Origin of the sequence: Roseitranquillus sediminis, from assembly GCF_016918935.1 — a bacterium.
GTDB classification, from domain to species: Bacteria; Pseudomonadota; Alphaproteobacteria; order Rhodobacterales; family Rhodobacteraceae; genus Roseitranquillus; species Roseitranquillus sediminis.
In genome coordinates this window covers 21,467-36,312 of sequence record NZ_JAFFOB010000006.1, presented here as the reverse complement: position 1 = coordinate 36,312, position 14,846 = coordinate 21,467, and the positions used below count along the sequence as shown (strand labels likewise).

General features: G+C 62.8%; 11 protein-coding genes and 1 pseudogene. 8 read left to right on the top strand and 4 right to left on the bottom strand.

The window, feature by feature from the left end; genetic code table 11:
* The first annotated feature begins 197 nt into the window (after positions 1-197).
* The 4 genes from JM664_RS02850 (at position 198) to gyrB (ending at position 5,149) form a co-directional block, all read left to right on the top strand.
* Positions 198-1,025, top strand: a complete 828-nt coding sequence (locus JM664_RS02850) for a metallophosphoesterase (protein ID WP_227418398.1) — start codon at positions 198-200, stop codon at positions 1,023-1,025.
* A 3-nt stretch (positions 1,026-1,028) separates the two neighbouring features.
* Positions 1,029-2,204, top strand: a complete 1,176-nt coding sequence (locus tag JM664_RS02845) for an acetyl-CoA C-acyltransferase family protein (protein ID WP_227418397.1) — start codon at positions 1,029-1,031, stop codon at positions 2,202-2,204.
* An 11-nt stretch (positions 2,205-2,215) separates the two neighbouring features.
* Positions 2,216-2,653, top strand: a complete 438-nt coding sequence (locus JM664_RS02840; RefSeq protein WP_227418396.1) for a VOC family protein — start codon at positions 2,216-2,218, stop codon at positions 2,651-2,653.
* Positions 2,654-2,731: 78 nt separating this feature from the next.
* Positions 2,732-5,149: a DNA topoisomerase (ATP-hydrolyzing) subunit B gene (gene gyrB, locus JM664_RS02835; RefSeq protein WP_227418395.1), complete on the top strand. Its 2,418-nt coding sequence runs from the start codon at positions 2,732-2,734 to the stop codon at positions 5,147-5,149.
* A gap of 156 nt (positions 5,150-5,305) precedes the next feature.
* On the opposite strand, the gene JM664_RS02830 is transcribed toward gyrB, so the two are convergent.
* Entirely contained in the window at positions 5,306-6,403 is a 1,098-nt protein-coding gene (locus JM664_RS02830; protein WP_227418394.1) for a type I restriction-modification system subunit M, read from the bottom strand.
* Between the two features lie 398 nt (positions 6,404-6,801).
* Between JM664_RS02830 and JM664_RS02825 the strand changes: the two genes are divergently transcribed.
* From JM664_RS02825 to JM664_RS02810, 4 genes and pseudogenes are all read left to right on the top strand, one after another.
* Entirely contained in the window at positions 6,802-7,845 is a 1,044-nt protein-coding gene (locus JM664_RS02825) for a restriction endonuclease subunit S (protein WP_227418393.1), read from the top strand.
* Positions 7,846-8,040: 195 nt separating this feature from the next.
* Entirely contained in the window at positions 8,041-8,214 is a 174-nt protein-coding gene (locus tag JM664_RS02820) for a hypothetical protein (protein WP_227418392.1), read from the top strand.
* Complete coding sequence (locus tag JM664_RS02815; RefSeq protein ID WP_227418391.1) at positions 8,186-8,842, top strand: hypothetical protein; 657 nt, start codon at positions 8,186-8,188, stop codon at positions 8,840-8,842. The genes JM664_RS02820 and JM664_RS02815 overlap by 29 nt, the downstream gene beginning before the upstream one ends.
* A pseudogene (locus JM664_RS02810) lies at positions 8,839-10,383 on the top strand (type I restriction-modification enzyme R subunit C-terminal domain-containing protein). Before JM664_RS02815 ends, JM664_RS02810 begins: the two are co-directional and overlap by 4 nt.
* 445 nt (positions 10,384-10,828) lie before the next feature.
* Here JM664_RS02810 and JM664_RS02805 read toward each other — a convergent pair.
* The 3 genes from JM664_RS02805 to JM664_RS02795 are packed head-to-tail and all read right to left on the bottom strand — an operon-like array spanning position 10,829 to position 14,726.
* Positions 10,829-11,440, bottom strand: coding sequence for a DUF1353 domain-containing protein (locus JM664_RS02805; RefSeq protein ID WP_227418389.1), 612 nt, complete (start codon positions 11,438-11,440; stop codon positions 10,829-10,831).
* Between the two features lie 14 nt (positions 11,441-11,454).
* Complete coding sequence (locus tag JM664_RS02800; protein WP_227418388.1) at positions 11,455-13,437, bottom strand: RiPP maturation radical SAM C-methyltransferase; 1,983 nt, start codon at positions 13,435-13,437, stop codon at positions 11,455-11,457.
* Entirely contained in the window at positions 13,434-14,726 is a 1,293-nt protein-coding gene (locus JM664_RS02795) for a S8 family peptidase (protein ID WP_227418387.1), read from the bottom strand. Before JM664_RS02795 ends, JM664_RS02800 begins: the two co-directional genes overlap by 4 nt.
* Positions 14,727-14,846: the final 120 nt, after the last annotated feature.

Here is a 14,846-nt window from a genome sequence, read left to right as displayed (position 1 = left end):
AAGTTTCAATGGGGAGGTCGCGTGCTGCGCCCTCGGGCCGGCAGACGTCCGGGTTGCCGCTAAAGACGGCGGCGCCTGTGACCTGGTGAGCTTATAGCCGCTTCCTTTTGCCGCAGGAAGCGCTCCCCGCACGTCGCGGGCGAGGCGCCGGTAACTTGCCCCTGTTCCTGCTGCCTCGCGGCTGGCAATAACTGTGGATGAGTATGTGGAGCGGGCTGCGGCCGGATTTCGGATCGGGCCGGCCGCGCCTGGTGCGCCACCGGCTCGCGCACCGCGCGTGGCCGCGACCCCGGCTGACGATCGGCGTCCTCTCCGACCTGCACGCAGGCGGCTGGTGGACAACGCGGTCGCATCTGCGGCGGGCGGTCGATCTGGTCAACGCCGAGGCGCCGGACCTGACGCTCTTCGCCGGCGACGCCGTCGCGGATCGGAACCTGCCGCTGTGGCCGATGCCGGTCGAGGACGTGGCGGGGGAACTGGCACGGCTGTTCGCGCCGCTCGGGGTCTTCGCCGTGCTGGGAAACCATGACTGGAGCGACGATCTGCAGGCCCACGCCACCGGCCATGCGACCTGCGCCGTCGAAATGGCTTTCGAGGCCACAGGTCTGCCGGTGCTGCGAAACCGCGCGACGAGGCTCGATGTTGGCGATGGCCTCTGGCTGGTCGGCCTCGACAGTCGGCGCGCCCTGCACCGTCCCGGCCGCCCCGGCTTCGACGACCGCACGGCCGCCTTCCGCGGGGTGCCGGTAGGGGCACCGTCGATCCTGCTGGCGCATGAGCCGGATGTCTTCGCCGAAGAAGACCGCCCGTTTCTTCAGGTCAGCGGCCACACTCACGGGGGCCAGATCGCGCCGCTGGGGTGGACGCCGGTCGTGCCGTCCGATCACGGTGCGCGGTATGCATGGGGTCACATCGTCGAGGACGGGCGCCACCTCGTCGTCTCGGGCGGGCTCGGCTTCACAGGTCTGCCCTTGCGAGTCGGGCGTCCGCCTGAGATCACTTTCATCGCCATCGGGGGAGACTGACAGATGACGGACATCGTAATCCTCGGCGCCGTCCGCACGGCCATCGGCACCTTCGGCGGGTCACTCGCCGCGACGCCGCCCACCGAACTCGCCACCGTCGCCGCAAGGGCGGCGCTCGAGCGCGCGGAGGTAGCACCCGACCGCATCGGCCACGTCGTCTTCGGTCATGTCATCAACACCGAGCCGCGAGACATGTACCTTTCGCGCGTCGCGTCGATCCAGGCCGGCGTCCCCGACACGGTGCCGGCGATGAACGTGAACCGCCTGTGCGGCTCGGGGGCGCAGGCCGTCGCGTCCGCGACCCAGGCGCTGAGCCTCGGCGACGCGGACTTCGCGCTGGCCGGCGGTGCCGAGAGCATGAGCCGCTCGCCCTACATCCTGCCGCAGGCGCGCTGGGGCCAGAAGATGGGCGATGCGGGCGCGCAGGACATGATGCTGGGCGCGCTGAGCGATCCGTTCGGCGCGGGGCACATGGGCGTCACGGCCGAGAATGTCGCGTCCGAGCGCCAGATCGACCGGCAGGCGCAGGACGCCTTCGCGCTCGAGAGCCAGAAGCGGGCGGCCCGCGCCATCGAGGAGGGGCGCTTCGACGAGCAGATCGTTCCGGTCGAGGTCCGGGTGAAGCGCGACACAGTGGAGTTCCGGCGCGACGAGCACCCGAAGGCGACGACCGCCGAGGCGCTGGCCGGGCTGAGGCCCGCCTTCCGCAAGGACGGCAGCGTGACGGCGGGCAACGCGAGCGGCATCAACGACGGCGCAGCGGCGCTGGTGCTCGCGCGCGCGGACGCCGCCGAGAGGGCTGGGGCAAAGCCGCGGGCGCGGATGCTCGGCTATGCCCACGCCGGCGTCCGTCCGGAGGTCATGGGCATCGGTCCGATCCCGGCCGTCGAGCGGCTGATGGAGCGCACCGGCCTGTCCATCGGCGATTTCGACGTGATCGAGTCGAACGAAGCCTTCGCGGCGCAGGCCATCGCCGTGTCGCAGGGGCTCGGGCTGGACCCCGAGCGGGTCAATCCGAACGGCGGCGCCATCGCGCTGGGCCACCCGGTGGGTGCGACCGGGGCGATCCTCTGCGTCAAGGCGCTCTACGAACTGGAGCGCTCAGGTGGGCGGCGGGCCCTCGTCACCATGTGCATCGGCGGCGGCCAGGGCATCGCGCTGGCGATCGAGCGGGTCTGAGGGAGGACACCGTGTTCCCCCCGTCCATCACGCTGGTGACGCTGGGGGTCACCAACCTCGACCGCGCGCGCGCCTTCTATGCCGCGCTCGGCTGGGAGGCGGCGGCAGAGAGCCAGGAGACGGTGGTCTTCATCCAGCTTGCCGGGCAGGTGCTGGGCCTCTTTCCGCTGGACGAACTGGCGAAGGACCAGGGACGGCCCGGCGCCGCGCTCGGCACCGGCGCCGCGACGCTCGCCCGGAACCTCGGCTCGCGCGAGGAGGTGGACGCGGCCTTCGCTCTGGCGCTCTCGGCGGGCGCGACGGCGCTGAAGCGGCCGGAGGCGGTCTTCTGGGGCGGCTACTCCGGGTACTTTGCCGATCCCGACGGACATGTCTGGGAGGTAGCGCACAACCCGTTCTGGCCGCTTGCCAAGGACGGCAGTCTGACGCTCCCGAGCCTTGGCACATAGGCTTGCCGCGCCCATGTGGGTGACACCAGTCGGCCGCTGGGATAGAAGTGCGGCACCGTTAGACAGGACAGCTCCGACATGGCCGAGCCCGCACGCGTTCCCGAGGAATATGGCGCCGATTCAATCAAGGTCCTCAAGGGCCTGGAGGCCGTGCGTAAGCGCCCGGGCATGTACATCGGAGACACCGACGACGGCTCGGGTCTGCACCACATGGTCTACGAGGTCGTCGACAACGGCATCGACGAGGCGCTGGGCGGCTATGCAGACGCGGTGACGGTGACGCTGCACGACGACGACAGCGTCAGCGTGCGCGACAATGGCCGCGGCATTCCGGTCGGCATCCACGAGGGCGAGGGCGTCAGCGCGGCCGAGGTCATCATGACCCAGCTCCACGCCGGCGGGAAGTTCGACCAGAACAGCTACAAGGTCTCGGGCGGCCTGCACGGCGTGGGCGTCAGCGTCGTCAACGCGCTCTCCGATTGGCTGGAGCTCAGGATCTGGCGCGACGGCAAGGAGCATTATGCCCGCTTCGAACGGGGCGAGACGGTCGAGCCGCTGCGCGTCACCGGCGACGCGAACGGCGAGAAGGGGACCGAGGTGCGGTTCCTCGCCTCGCTCAGCACGTTTTCGAACCTTGACTACAGCTTCAAGACGCTGGAAGCGCGCCTGCGTGAGCTGGCCTTCCTGAACTCGGGCGTGATCATCGTGCTGGTCGACGAGCGCCACGGCGAGACGCACCGCGTCGAGATGCACTACGAGGGCGGCGTGCGCGAGTTCGTGCGCTACCTCGACCGCTCGAAGAACCCCCTGATCCCCGAGCCGATCTTCATCTCGGGCGAGCGCGACGGCGTGACCGTCGAGGTCGCCATGTGGTGGAACGACGGCTTCAACGAGATGGTGCTGCCGTTCACCAACAACATCCCGCAGCGCGACGGGGGCACCCACCTCGCGGGCTTCCGCGGCGCGCTGACGCGCACTATCAATCTCTACGCCGCCTCGTCCGGCATCGCCCGGCGCGAGAAGGTGGTTCTGTCGGGTGACGACGCGCGCGAGGGTCTGACCTGCGTGCTCAGCGTCAAGGTGCCAGACCCCAAGTTCTCGTCGCAGACCAAGGACAAGCTCGTCAGCTCCGAGGTCCGGCCGGCGGTCGAGGGGTTGATGAACGAGAAGCTCGCGGAATGGTTCGAGGAGCATCCGCAGGAGGCGCGGATCGTCGTCGGCAAGATCATCGAGGCGGCGCTGGCGCGCGAGGCGGCGCGGCGGGCGCGCGAGATGACCCGAAAGAAGTCCGCCTTCGATGTCTCGAACCTGCCGGGCAAGCTGGCCGACTGCCAGGCCAAGGACCCTGCCGACCGCGAGCTGTTCCTCGTCGAAGGCGACAGCGCGGGCGGCTCGGCCAAGCAGGGCCGCAGCCGCGCGAACCAGGCGGTGCTTCCGCTCCGCGGCAAGATCCTGAACGTCGAGCGCGCGCGCTTCGACCGGATGCTCTCATCGCAGGAGATCGGGACCCTGATCACAGCGCTCGGCACCGGCATCGGCCGCGACGAGTTCGACATCTCAAAGCTGCGCTACCACAAGATCGTCATCATGACGGACGCCGACGTGGACGGCGCGCACATCCGGACGCTGCTACTGACGTTCTTCTTCCGGCAGATGCCCCACATCATCGAGGAGGGGCACCTCTACATAGCCCAGCCGCCGCTCTACAAAGTGAGCCGCGGCAAGTCCGAGGTCTACCTCAAGGACGAGGCGGCGCTCGAGGATTACCTGATCGAGCAGGGGGTGGATGGCGCCTGCCTGCGCCTCGGCACGGGTGAGGACATCGTCGGCGCGGACCTCGGCCGCGTGGTCGGCGAGGCGCGGCAGGTGCGCCGCATCCTGCAGGGCTTTCCCACGCACTATCCGCGCAAGATCCTGGAGCAGGCGGCGATCGCAGGCGCCTTCGTGCCCGGGCGTGCCGACAGCGATCTGCAGGGCGTGGCCGACGACGTCGCCGCACGGCTGGACCTGATCGCGCTGGAATATGAGCGCGGCTGGACCGGACGGCCGACGCAGGACAAGGGGCTTCGCCTCAGCCGCATGGTCAGGGGCGTCGAAGAGGTGCGGACGCTCGACGGGCCGGTCCTGCGCGCCGCCGAGGCGCGGCGTCTCGGCGGCTTCACCAAGGACCTTCAGGAGACTTACAGGAAACCTGCCCGTCTGATCCGCAAGGATCGCGAGACGCCGATCTATGGCCCGCTCGACCTCCTCGAGGCGATCCTGACCGAGGGTGAGAAAGGGTTGGCGCTGCAGCGCTACAAGGGCCTCGGCGAGATGAACCCGGACCAGCTTTGGGAGACCACGCTGGACCCCGAGGCGCGCACGCTTCTTCAGGTCAAAATCGACGACGTGGCAGAGGCCGACGACATCTTCACCAAGCTCATGGGCGACGTCGTCGAGCCCCGCCGCGCCTTCATCCAGGAAAATGCGCTAAGCGTCGCCAACCTCGACTTCTGACTCGTTGTAGGATCGTGCGTAATCATGCGCGATCCCCATAAGTTTGCGCATTTCGCCCATAAGCTTGCGTGAAGACCAAGTTACGAGGGCTGCCCGACCTTATCCGTAGTCCAATTTCAGATTTAGCAGCTTGGGGAACTGGCGACTGAAATTTGTTCATTGGACGGCTCTCTTCTGGTTCGTGCCAATGGAGGCGTAGGGCTTGAAGACCGAGTTCGGCAGCCGGACGATGGTATGCAGGTTGCACTCGGTCAGCAGGTGCTCCTTGAGGCGGGTCTTGATCCCTTCCCCGAAGAGCGAGCCGTCGGGCAGGACAACGGCCGCGCGCCCGTTCTTTTTCAGCAGCCGGATGATGAGGGCGAGGAAAAGGTCGGCCGTCTCGCGGGTCTTGAACTGGGGGAAGTTATTCTCGATCCCGTCCTCTTCCTTCCCGCCAAAGGGCGGGTTGGTGAGGATCATGTCGACGCGCTCGTCCTTGGTCCAGCTGATGAGCGGACGAGCCAGCGTGTTGTCGTGCCTCACCCAGGACGGCTCCTCGACGTTGTGGAGGAGCATGTTCGTCGTGCAGAGCATATGCGGCAGGGGCTTCTGCTCCACGGCGCGGAGGGAGGACTGCATAGTGGCCTCGTCCTCGGGCCGCTTCACGTAGTGTTTCCGCATGTGGCGCATTGCGCAGGTAAGGAAGCCGCCGGTGCCGCAGGCGGTGTCCATAAGGATCTGGCCGGGCTTTGGGTCCATCTGCTGGACCATGAAGGCCGTGACGGCGCGAGGGGTGTAATATTCGCCGGCGTTGCCCGCGTTCTGGAGGTCGTTCAGGAGCTGCTCGTAGATGTCCCCGAAGTGTTGTCGCTCGGATAAGCTGTTGAAGTCCACCTCGGAGATCTTGTTGATCACCTGCCGCATGAGCTGGCCAGACTTCATGTAGTTGTAGGCGTCCTCGAAGACGGAACGGACGACGCGGGCGCGGGACGTCGTAGCTGGCAGCTCCTTCAGAGTCGGGAACAGCTGCAAGTTTACGAAGTCCTGGAGCTCGTCGCCGGTGATGCCCTCCGGGTCCGCCGCCCAGTTGCGCCATTGAAGGTGCTCCGGAATGGGCGAGGTGTAGTCGTCGCGGGTGAACTCGAGGGCCTCGTCCTGGTCGTCGATGATCTTGAGGAAGAACATCCAGACCAGTTGCGAGAGGCGCTGCGCGTCGCCATCGACGCCGACGTCCTTGCGCATGACGTCTTGGATGGTTTTGACAAGGTTTCTCATGGACATTGTTCAGACTTCCAGGTGGTGGCGCAGTTCAGTAGCCAGTCCGATGAATGGATCAGTATCATCGGGGTAAAGCGCGGCTCGGGATATTAAAGGAAAGTCCGCATTCGATATAAATGTAGATTTCTTGAAACGAAATTTCGCAATCAGTCGCCTACCAAAATCAACTTCGAATGCAGTATAAAGTTGCTTCTGTTCGTAGATTGCGATGTCGGGAAATTCCCCAAGTAGGTATCCCTCTTGAATATGTGGTCGAGTCGCGTGGGGCGGACACACGCTCGCGAGCTGGACGGCCTGTATGCGCAAGGCTGCCAACGTGAGGCTTCGCCGCGCGTCAGCCTCGCCGGAAAGAGTGGCGAGACGGCACGGATCCTCGAAGACATCCGGGGGATGCTGTGAAGGATCAGATAGAGGTTCCCAATTCCCCGCCTTCTCATTGGACAAACGCGGCACTTGGTGAGGTTGCAACCGTCGTCAATGGAGGCACGCCGAAGTCGAAGGTCGCCGAGTACTGGGACGGTGACGTTGAATGGCTTACGCCGAAAGACATGGGGCAGATGGACGGGCGCGAGATTTCCGTGACGCCCCGTACCATTTCCGCAGCGGGTCTGGCGAAATCCTCTGCAAGGCTCGTGCCTCCGCAGTCGGTCATCCTTTCGACGCGAGCTCCCATCGGCCATCTGGCGATCAACTCGGTCCCGATGGCATTCAATCAGGGATGTCGCGGGATCGTCCCCGGCAAGCGCCTCGACCACGTCTTCCTCTACTACTTCCTCGCCGCAAGCCGGCAGAAGCTGAACGACCTCGGTTCGGGCACGACCTTTAAGGAGCTTTCCGCGACCAATCTGAGGGCAGTCGAGCTACCACTGCCGCCGCTGGAGGAGCAGGAGCGGATCGTTGCGGTGCTCGATCAGGCCTTCGCCGCCCTCGACCGCGCCCGCGCCCATGCCGAGGCCAACCTGGCGGATGCGCAGGAACTGGGCACCCGGGCCGTCGAGGACGAGCTGGCTTCGGAGGAACTTGGCACATTGAAGCCGCTGGGCGACTATATCGACCTGCTTACCGGCTTCGCCTTCAAGAGCCGTGGATATACCGAGGACCTCTCGGATATTCGGCTGATCCGGGGCGATAACATTGTCCAGGGAGCCTTTCGATGGGACGGCCTCAAAAGGTGGCCCATCAGCGACCGCGACACCTACTCGAAGTATGAACTCTCGCGCGACGACGTCTTGGTCGCGATGGATCGCACGTGGGTTAGCGCGGGCATCAAGTTTGCGATCGTCGACGACGACGCTTTGCCGAGCCTCCTTGTTCAGCGAGTCGCAAGATTGCGGGCCAAGAGTAGCATCCTGCCCCGATACATCGGCTACTGGATCGGGAGCCGCTTTTCGAAGCCTATGTGCTCGGGATACAGACGGGTCTCGGTGTGCCGCATGTGAGCGGAAAGCAGATCAGCGACTTCCCAATCCGAATACCCTCCTTGGCCGTTCAAGAAGCTCTCATTGAGCGCTTGGACACCATCGTTGATGGAGCGAAGGTTCTGGTCGAGGAGTACCAGACGAAGCTCGCCAGTATCGCTCACCTGCGGCAGTCACTTCTGCAACAAGCTTTCGCTGGCCGCCTGACCTGACCGCATGACCGAGACCGAAGCCGACACCCGCGCCAACCGCATCGACCCCATCCAGCGCGAGGCCGGATGGGGCGTCGTCGAGGGATCGAAGATACGGCGCGAGATGATCTGCCCCTGTGGCTTACGCGGCGCGACTGAGGAGAAGGAACTTGGACGCCTCCACACCGGATCGCGATAAGGCGCCGAGAGACTGGATCGCAGAGGCGCGACCGGAGCCCGCTCCGCCTGATCTCGGCCCCGACCTCAAGGCGCTCGTGCAGATCGCAGTTCCGCACTGCCTTCTTCCCCATCCCGATGTCGTGGCAGCCGTGGGCGGCGCGATCTTTCCTGTCATCCGTGGCGCCAAATCCGATCGGTTCTCCGTCCAGGAGATCGACGGGCGGCGCCTGATGGTCGATGACAACACGTCGCCGCGCTGGGCGCTGCTGTGGTCCCACGGATACAGGATGACCCACCCTGCGAAGGGCTGGACCATTGCCCACGTGTGGACGAGGGCAAGAGACCCGGACTCCTACACACATCTCGCCAACATACTGATGATGCCCGAGCCCCTCGCGAGCCTGTCGGACAAGCAGGGGCCGCTGGGTCCTTATCTGCGCTTCCATGCCTTCGATGCGTATGGCTGGTCTCCGGCAGGCGAAGACGCACCGGGTCGTCCCGACGGATATGAGATGATCTCGTGGACCTACTTTGAGCCGCACTCCGACCCGTGGAGCTTCATTAGACAGCAGATGAGCCGATTGAATAACGATCGAGTTAGAGCTCTGGCTCCACTGATGGGTCTCGGTCCGGGAGACGCCATGTGACCATCGAGACCGAGGCCGACACCCGCGCCAACCGCATCGACCCCGTCCTGCGCGAGGCCGGGTGGGACGTCGTCGAGGGCTCGAGAATACAGCGAGAAATGATCTGCCCCGGCCGGATTACCGGCGGCGGCGGGCGGGCGAACCCACTCTCGGCCGACTACGTGCTCAGCTGCCGCGATCAGAAGCTCGCTGTGATCGAGGCCAAGCGCGCCGGACTCGGCACGCCGACGGCGTCGGCCAGGCCAAGGACTACGCCCGCCGCCTCAAGGCCCGCTTCGCCTACTCGACGAACGGCGTCGGCTGGTACTGCATCGACATGGACACCGGGGCGGAGGGCGACCCACGCGCCGCCCTTCCCCTCGCCGCAGGACCTCTGGCAGCGCTGCTTTCCGGACGGCAACGACTGGCGCGACCGCTTCGGCGCCGTCCACTTCGAGACCGGCGGCGGCAAGTGGGAGCCGCGTTACTATCAGCACAACGCCATTACCGCGGTGCTGGAGGCCGTTGCCCGCGGACGCAGCCGCATCCTGCTGACGCTCGCCACCGGCACCGGCAAGACCTCCATCGCCTTCCAGATCGCGTGGAAGCTCTTCCAGTCCTCCTGGAATCTCAGCCGCGAGCCCGTGCGCCGCCCGCGCATCCTGTTCCTCGCCGACCGCAACATCCTCGCCGACCAGGCCTACAACGCCTTCAGCGCCTTCCCGCCCGACGCGCTCGCCCGGATCAGCCCCGACGAGATCCGCAAGCTCGGCCGTGTGCCCAAGAACGCCAGCGTCTTCTTCACGATCTTCCAGACCTTCATGACCGGCGAGGGAGAGTTCACTTTCCAGGGCTATGAGCACTTCAACGACCCCGAATGGGACAGCGACCCGCTGCCACCTGATGGCCCCCCCGGCCCGCGCCCGCCAGGCGAGCCTCCGGGACGATCGCCCCAGATTCTCACTGATCCCGAGCCGACCGTGACCGAGAAGATCGTAGTCAAGCTCGCTGACGGTAAGGAACGCCAAATCCGCTACATCGCGTCGACCAGCTACTGGTCGCACGACGGCCGCCCGATCACCGCGCAGGAGTTCATGGAGCAGCTCTTCGGCGACCTCGGCACCCTCGTCGCCTCCGAGGACGAGCTGCGCGCCGTCTGGAGCGATCCGGAGCGCCGTAACGCGTTCATCCTACGCCTGACGGAGATGGGCTATGACGCCGACCGCCTCGAGGACATGCAGCGCCTGATCGACGCGCCGGACAGCGACATCTTCGACGTCCTCGCCTACGTCCGCTTCACCCTTGCGCCCCTCGCCAGGACGGAGCGATCCGAACAGGCGCGGAGAACAGGTCTCTCGGGCTACGAAGACGAGATGCGCAGTTTCCTTGATTACGTGCTGCGAGGCTATGAGGCGCACGGGACGGACGAGTTGGCCCTAACGAAGATCTCGGACCTCCTCCGCATCCGCTATGGCGGCACCAATGAAGCGAAGCAACGCCTGGGAACTGTCGCAGACATCCGGGCGGCCTTCGTAAACATCCAACGGCACCTCTTTCAGTGACGGTGTCCCCGGCCGGGGCCGAGACGCGCCGTGGCGTCTGAATATTGCCGTGGCGTTGCCGCAAAGAAGAACGCCTCGGCGCTAAGCGCCGAGGCGTTCTCTCAAGCCTTTGAATTCTTCCGATATTTTGGTTGCGGGGGCAGGATTTGAACCTGCGACCTTCAGGTTATGAGCCTGATACCACATGATTGAAGTTGGGTCGAAAAAACAATCGCTTAGCGGGCAACCCTCTGATATTGGGAGCACTCTCTTGCTCGATTAGAACGCACTCAGCCGCATCCGTCCGCACAGAACATGAACAAAACGACTTAAGGCTGTTGCCCGTGTGTTGCCCCACCCCGACCTTAGGCCCCTAGCCGGCTTTGAGGTGCGCCACTCGAGCAATATGGGATATCGCTTTCCATTCCGCTGCCGAAATCGGAACGAACAACCGCGCTGCCTCAATCTACCCCACATCGGGCAGAGGACACACCTCTGGATTTCTATTCCATGCCGCTTCACCAAAGGGCGATAAGATAGCCAATTGAATCGAGTAGAAAGTACTCTGGGATCTCTTGCTCACGCCCTGCTCCATAAGCGTCTTGATGCCCTCCATCATCGTCACAGAGACCTCTGAGAAGCTCTTATCCGAGATGCGACAATGATGCACATCGAACTCCCAATCATGCACCAAGAAAGCCGGCGCGAAGTTCCAGGGAGAAAAACCCTCGATGTTGCGAAACGCTCTCGGGATCGACCCTCCATCCGTATACATTCGTCCAGGCGTGATCGTCTCTCCATTGGCACGCACAAAACCGAATTCTGACTCGCCTACCGGCAAATACTCGAAGAAGTCAGGTGAGACCCACCTCAATCTGATATTCTCAGCGTTCAAGAAGGTTCCCGTCTGAGTCTCTTCATATCCCACCCATGCACCGCGCTCTGGCAAGAACAGCGGTTCCACTCGATCAGTGCCAGTATCGTCGACCGATCGTCTGATCGCGACTTTGGACTGCAACGCTGGCCTATCTGCTTCGTTGACCAAAGCTGCCGCCGCTCCTCCCAAATCGTCATTCATGTCTCAGCGCCCCTTCACAGACCACCTGACTCCAGCGGGAAGGACGCATGCGCGCGTCCTTCCTCGGGACGTGGCCGCTCACTCTTCCTAGCGTCGCTCGACCGCTCCTTATCAACGCGCCGGTCAGACGCTCCGATCCGACGATGTTCTGACAACGGCAGAGCCAGAAAGAGGTATGCCCCCGACTCCGTCATCATTAAGCCCCGCTCAACTAATCCGTTCATGACGTTCCCGACCTCCTCAAGCGAAAACTTCGCATCATATCGCTGACGCAAGAATTCAAGTACAGACTCCACGGACCTCGGACGATCACCACAGAACCGAAGAATTGTTCCAACCGGCTCCTTGTAGCGCAACACTCTCGGCGTCCACGGATCGGCCCTTCCGTCCGCTATCTTTATCTCCCCCGGAGAACCAGAGTAATACAGATATGGCCGCACCTCTCGCTTCCAGAGCTCGCGCCATTCCCTCAGCCAACTCGCCGTTGTCGAATAGTCATCATCCGATATCGTGCAAGCACCTTCGCCTGAAAAGAAATACGAAATGGCCTGCTTGTCTATTCGAGCGGGATACACGCAATCGAGGCTCCGCTCGTACCTGACACTGTGGAAACCTTCTGCTTGGCCGGTGAAATAAGGGCTGAATCTTTCCAGCCAGATGCGCCCTCCTCCCGCGGGCGGCGGAAGATGGCTGATCGACTTAAGCGTTAGGAGCTGTTCCGCATAATGTTCTGTCGTCTCACCCGGGAAGCCGTATAAGAGGTTCCAAGAGCATTGCACCCTAAAATAGTGGCACCATTTCATAGTGTTAACATTCTGGATTGCCCTGATGCCCTTTCGCATTAGTTTGAGGACAGGCGTGCTCAAGCTTTCGATCCCTGGCTGGATCGACCAAACCCCCGCACGCGAGAAATCGCGTATCTGCTCGATCGTTAAGTTTGCTTTCACCTCGTAGAATATGCTCCACGACGTTTCCGCGCTTTCAAGGATGTCACTGAACTCCCGAAAGAACTGAGGACCGATTATGTTGTCCACCGCAGCAAACCGCGTGGCTCCGAAGCGTCGCTCCTGCGCAGAAAGCTCTTCAACGACATCGGCAGCTCGCCTTTGACGAAATTTCATTGTACTTCCGTTCAAACCGCAAAAAGTGCAGTGGTGCTTCTCTCCCCACCAACAGCCTCTTGAACTTTCAAACGGAACGACGAGGGGGGCCTTCATGTCGTTGCGCTCGATCCCGACCTCCCTGAGCTGCGTGAAATAATCGGAGTAGTCTGGTGCCGAGTATACAGCTGCATGCCCGCCGCCAGCCGGCGCTCCCGGAACAGTTGAGGAGGGGGCACTCAGGCGAGAGTGCATCGCCGGCGTAGATTGGACTTGTCCTTGCGTAAGACCAAGTGCAGAGAAAAGAGAAGCCGCCGCCGGCTCGAACTCACCGCTGAGAACAACATCAATGAAATCGAATGCTGCGAAATGCGCCTCCCCCATGGTATCGTCAAAGTTTGCGCCCCCGAAGACTGTCTTAATGCGATTATCTCGGCGCTTGACACCTCGAGCAATGGCAAGACCGGCAACAGTCTGCTCAAAAGTGGACGTGATACCCACAACTTCTGGCGCGCGCGAGACCACGAATTCTGAAAACTCATCGATGAACTCCGGCAGTACACTCTCGCGGAGGTGCTCTAAATAGGAAACCTTCACTCCTGCCTCTTCGATCAGGAGTCGCAGCCCGTCCCAGTTTTGCTCAATGAAGCCATCTGGAGCTTCATCTTGAAACGCAGCACGCGAAAATAGCCAATCGCCTACCTGGAAGCCCCGGTGATCTGAAATAAGATTATATAGTCGCGATTCAATGAGCTTGTGCAGCATTAGATTCGCGTAAATCGTCTGAGTCTGGACGCTGGCGCGCTCTGCATAGGCCTGTATTATGCCGAGCTGAATCGAGGGATAGTGAACGGCCGCGAAAGGTGGATTTACTAATATCAGGCGGTGCGCTGTCACTTATTCGATCCTATAAATTGGAGGGCGGCTGGAATACTCAGCAGCTGTAAGCTGTCGCCGGCAACACTGCGACGCGGCGACGACATGAGCGCATCCCGGAGTTCCGCGGCCGTTGCCTCGGGGAAACGCTGGCGCAGCAGCGCTACTGCACCAGCCGCAAAGGGCGCCGCGAAACTTGTTCCCGGTGGGCTGGTAGGAGCGAACGTATTATCGAAGGAACCGGAGACCACTCCGCCCCCTGGACAGTGAAGCTCCGGTTTTTCTCGCCCGTCTGCGGTTGGGCCGCGACTAGATCCCTCCTGAACTCCTGATCCGTCGAGTTCAGCCGATCCCACAGAAATTACGAAGTGCGCGTCGGCGGGTGCGGAGAGCGTGCTTGGATCGGGGCCAGCGTTCCCGACGCTCTTGCAGACTATAACATCCCGCTCGAAAAGGGCATCCACGGTTCGCGCCCACAGGTTCCGACCATCAATGTCCGCGTCCTTCTTGCCCCAGCTCAGGTTGATGATCTTAGCGCCGTCTCGGAACGCCGCCTCCAATGCCGCCGCGACATCCGAACCTCGAGGCGTTGAAGGTGCGATCTTGTAGTTCCAAATGTGCGCTTTTGGGCAGAGGCCCTTGAACGGCGTCTCCCCAGTGTCCGATTCACCGTCACCAGCAATAATGGTAGCAACAGCAGTTGCATGATTGCGGGCAAAGAGTTCACCGGCATGTTCGGGTTTTTCGCCCCAGCCGTGCTTCGAGAAGTTGCCCTTTTGAGTGAGGCGCTCGGCGAGCGATACATGCGGAAGTACTTCGCCATCCAAGACCGCGATGATCTGGCCCTCTCCATCCAGCCCGCATCTCTCCACGTCGGGGGCGCCAACTAACGCTCGTCCTCGATCCAGTTCAAGCTCACCAGGGGTGTCTAGCTCGGCAAATCCTACGCCAGATTCCGGCGAGGTTAACAGTGAGCGGAGTTCCTCTTCAGTTAAATTTCCGACCACGGCACCGGTAAGCGAGAGAGTTTTTTCCGGGTCCTTACCGATACGGCCTACACTCTCCCCAATGCGATCAACGTCGCTCCGAAATTGCTTCTCTGCTTGTGCCAGAAAGTCCTCTGGTGTCGCCCGGCGTGGAGCAATCAATTTGGCAGATGCTGAAGGACTCAGTACTACCGGATACCCAACGCCTTCCAATCCTGACTCCACGATCTCGACAATCACTTCCGCGAAGCGCGCGGATAGGGCGTGAAGCCCCGGGTCAGTCCACCCAAGTTCCTCCTTCAGGTATTCTTTCGCGCTTGGCATACCCGAGGTTAACCTCCGCAGCTACTCGAGCTCGCCAGGCCGATCCAATTCAATCCGCGCTTCAGGAAACTCTTCGCGCAACTTGCGGAGCACATCCGGTGAAACTTGGATTGATCTACT

What these genes read in the sequence shown, in the direction of transcription:
- JM664_RS02850 (WP_227418398.1), top strand. Translation starts at nt 198, where the DNA reads ATGAGTATGTGGAGCGGGCTGCGGCCGGATTTCGGATCGGGCCGGCCG.
- JM664_RS02845 (WP_227418397.1), top strand. Translation starts at nt 1,029, where the DNA reads ATGACGGACATCGTAATCCTCGGCGCCGTCCGCACGGCCATCGGCACC.
- gyrB (WP_227418395.1), top strand. Translation starts at nt 2,732, where the DNA reads ATGGCCGAGCCCGCACGCGTTCCCGAGGAATATGGCGCCGATTCAATC.
- JM664_RS02830 (WP_227418394.1), bottom strand. Translation starts at nt 6,403, where the DNA reads ATGAGAAACCTTGTCAAAACCATCCAAGACGTCATGCGCAAGGACGTC.
- JM664_RS02820 (WP_227418392.1), top strand. Translation starts at nt 8,041, where the DNA reads ATGACCGAGACCGAAGCCGACACCCGCGCCAACCGCATCGACCCCATC.
- JM664_RS02805 (WP_227418389.1), bottom strand. Translation starts at nt 11,440, where the DNA reads ATGAATGACGATTTGGGAGGAGCGGCGGCAGCTTTGGTCAACGAAGCA.
- JM664_RS02795 (WP_227418387.1), bottom strand. Translation starts at nt 14,726, where the DNA reads ATGCCAAGCGCGAAAGAATACCTGAAGGAGGAACTTGGGTGGACTGAC.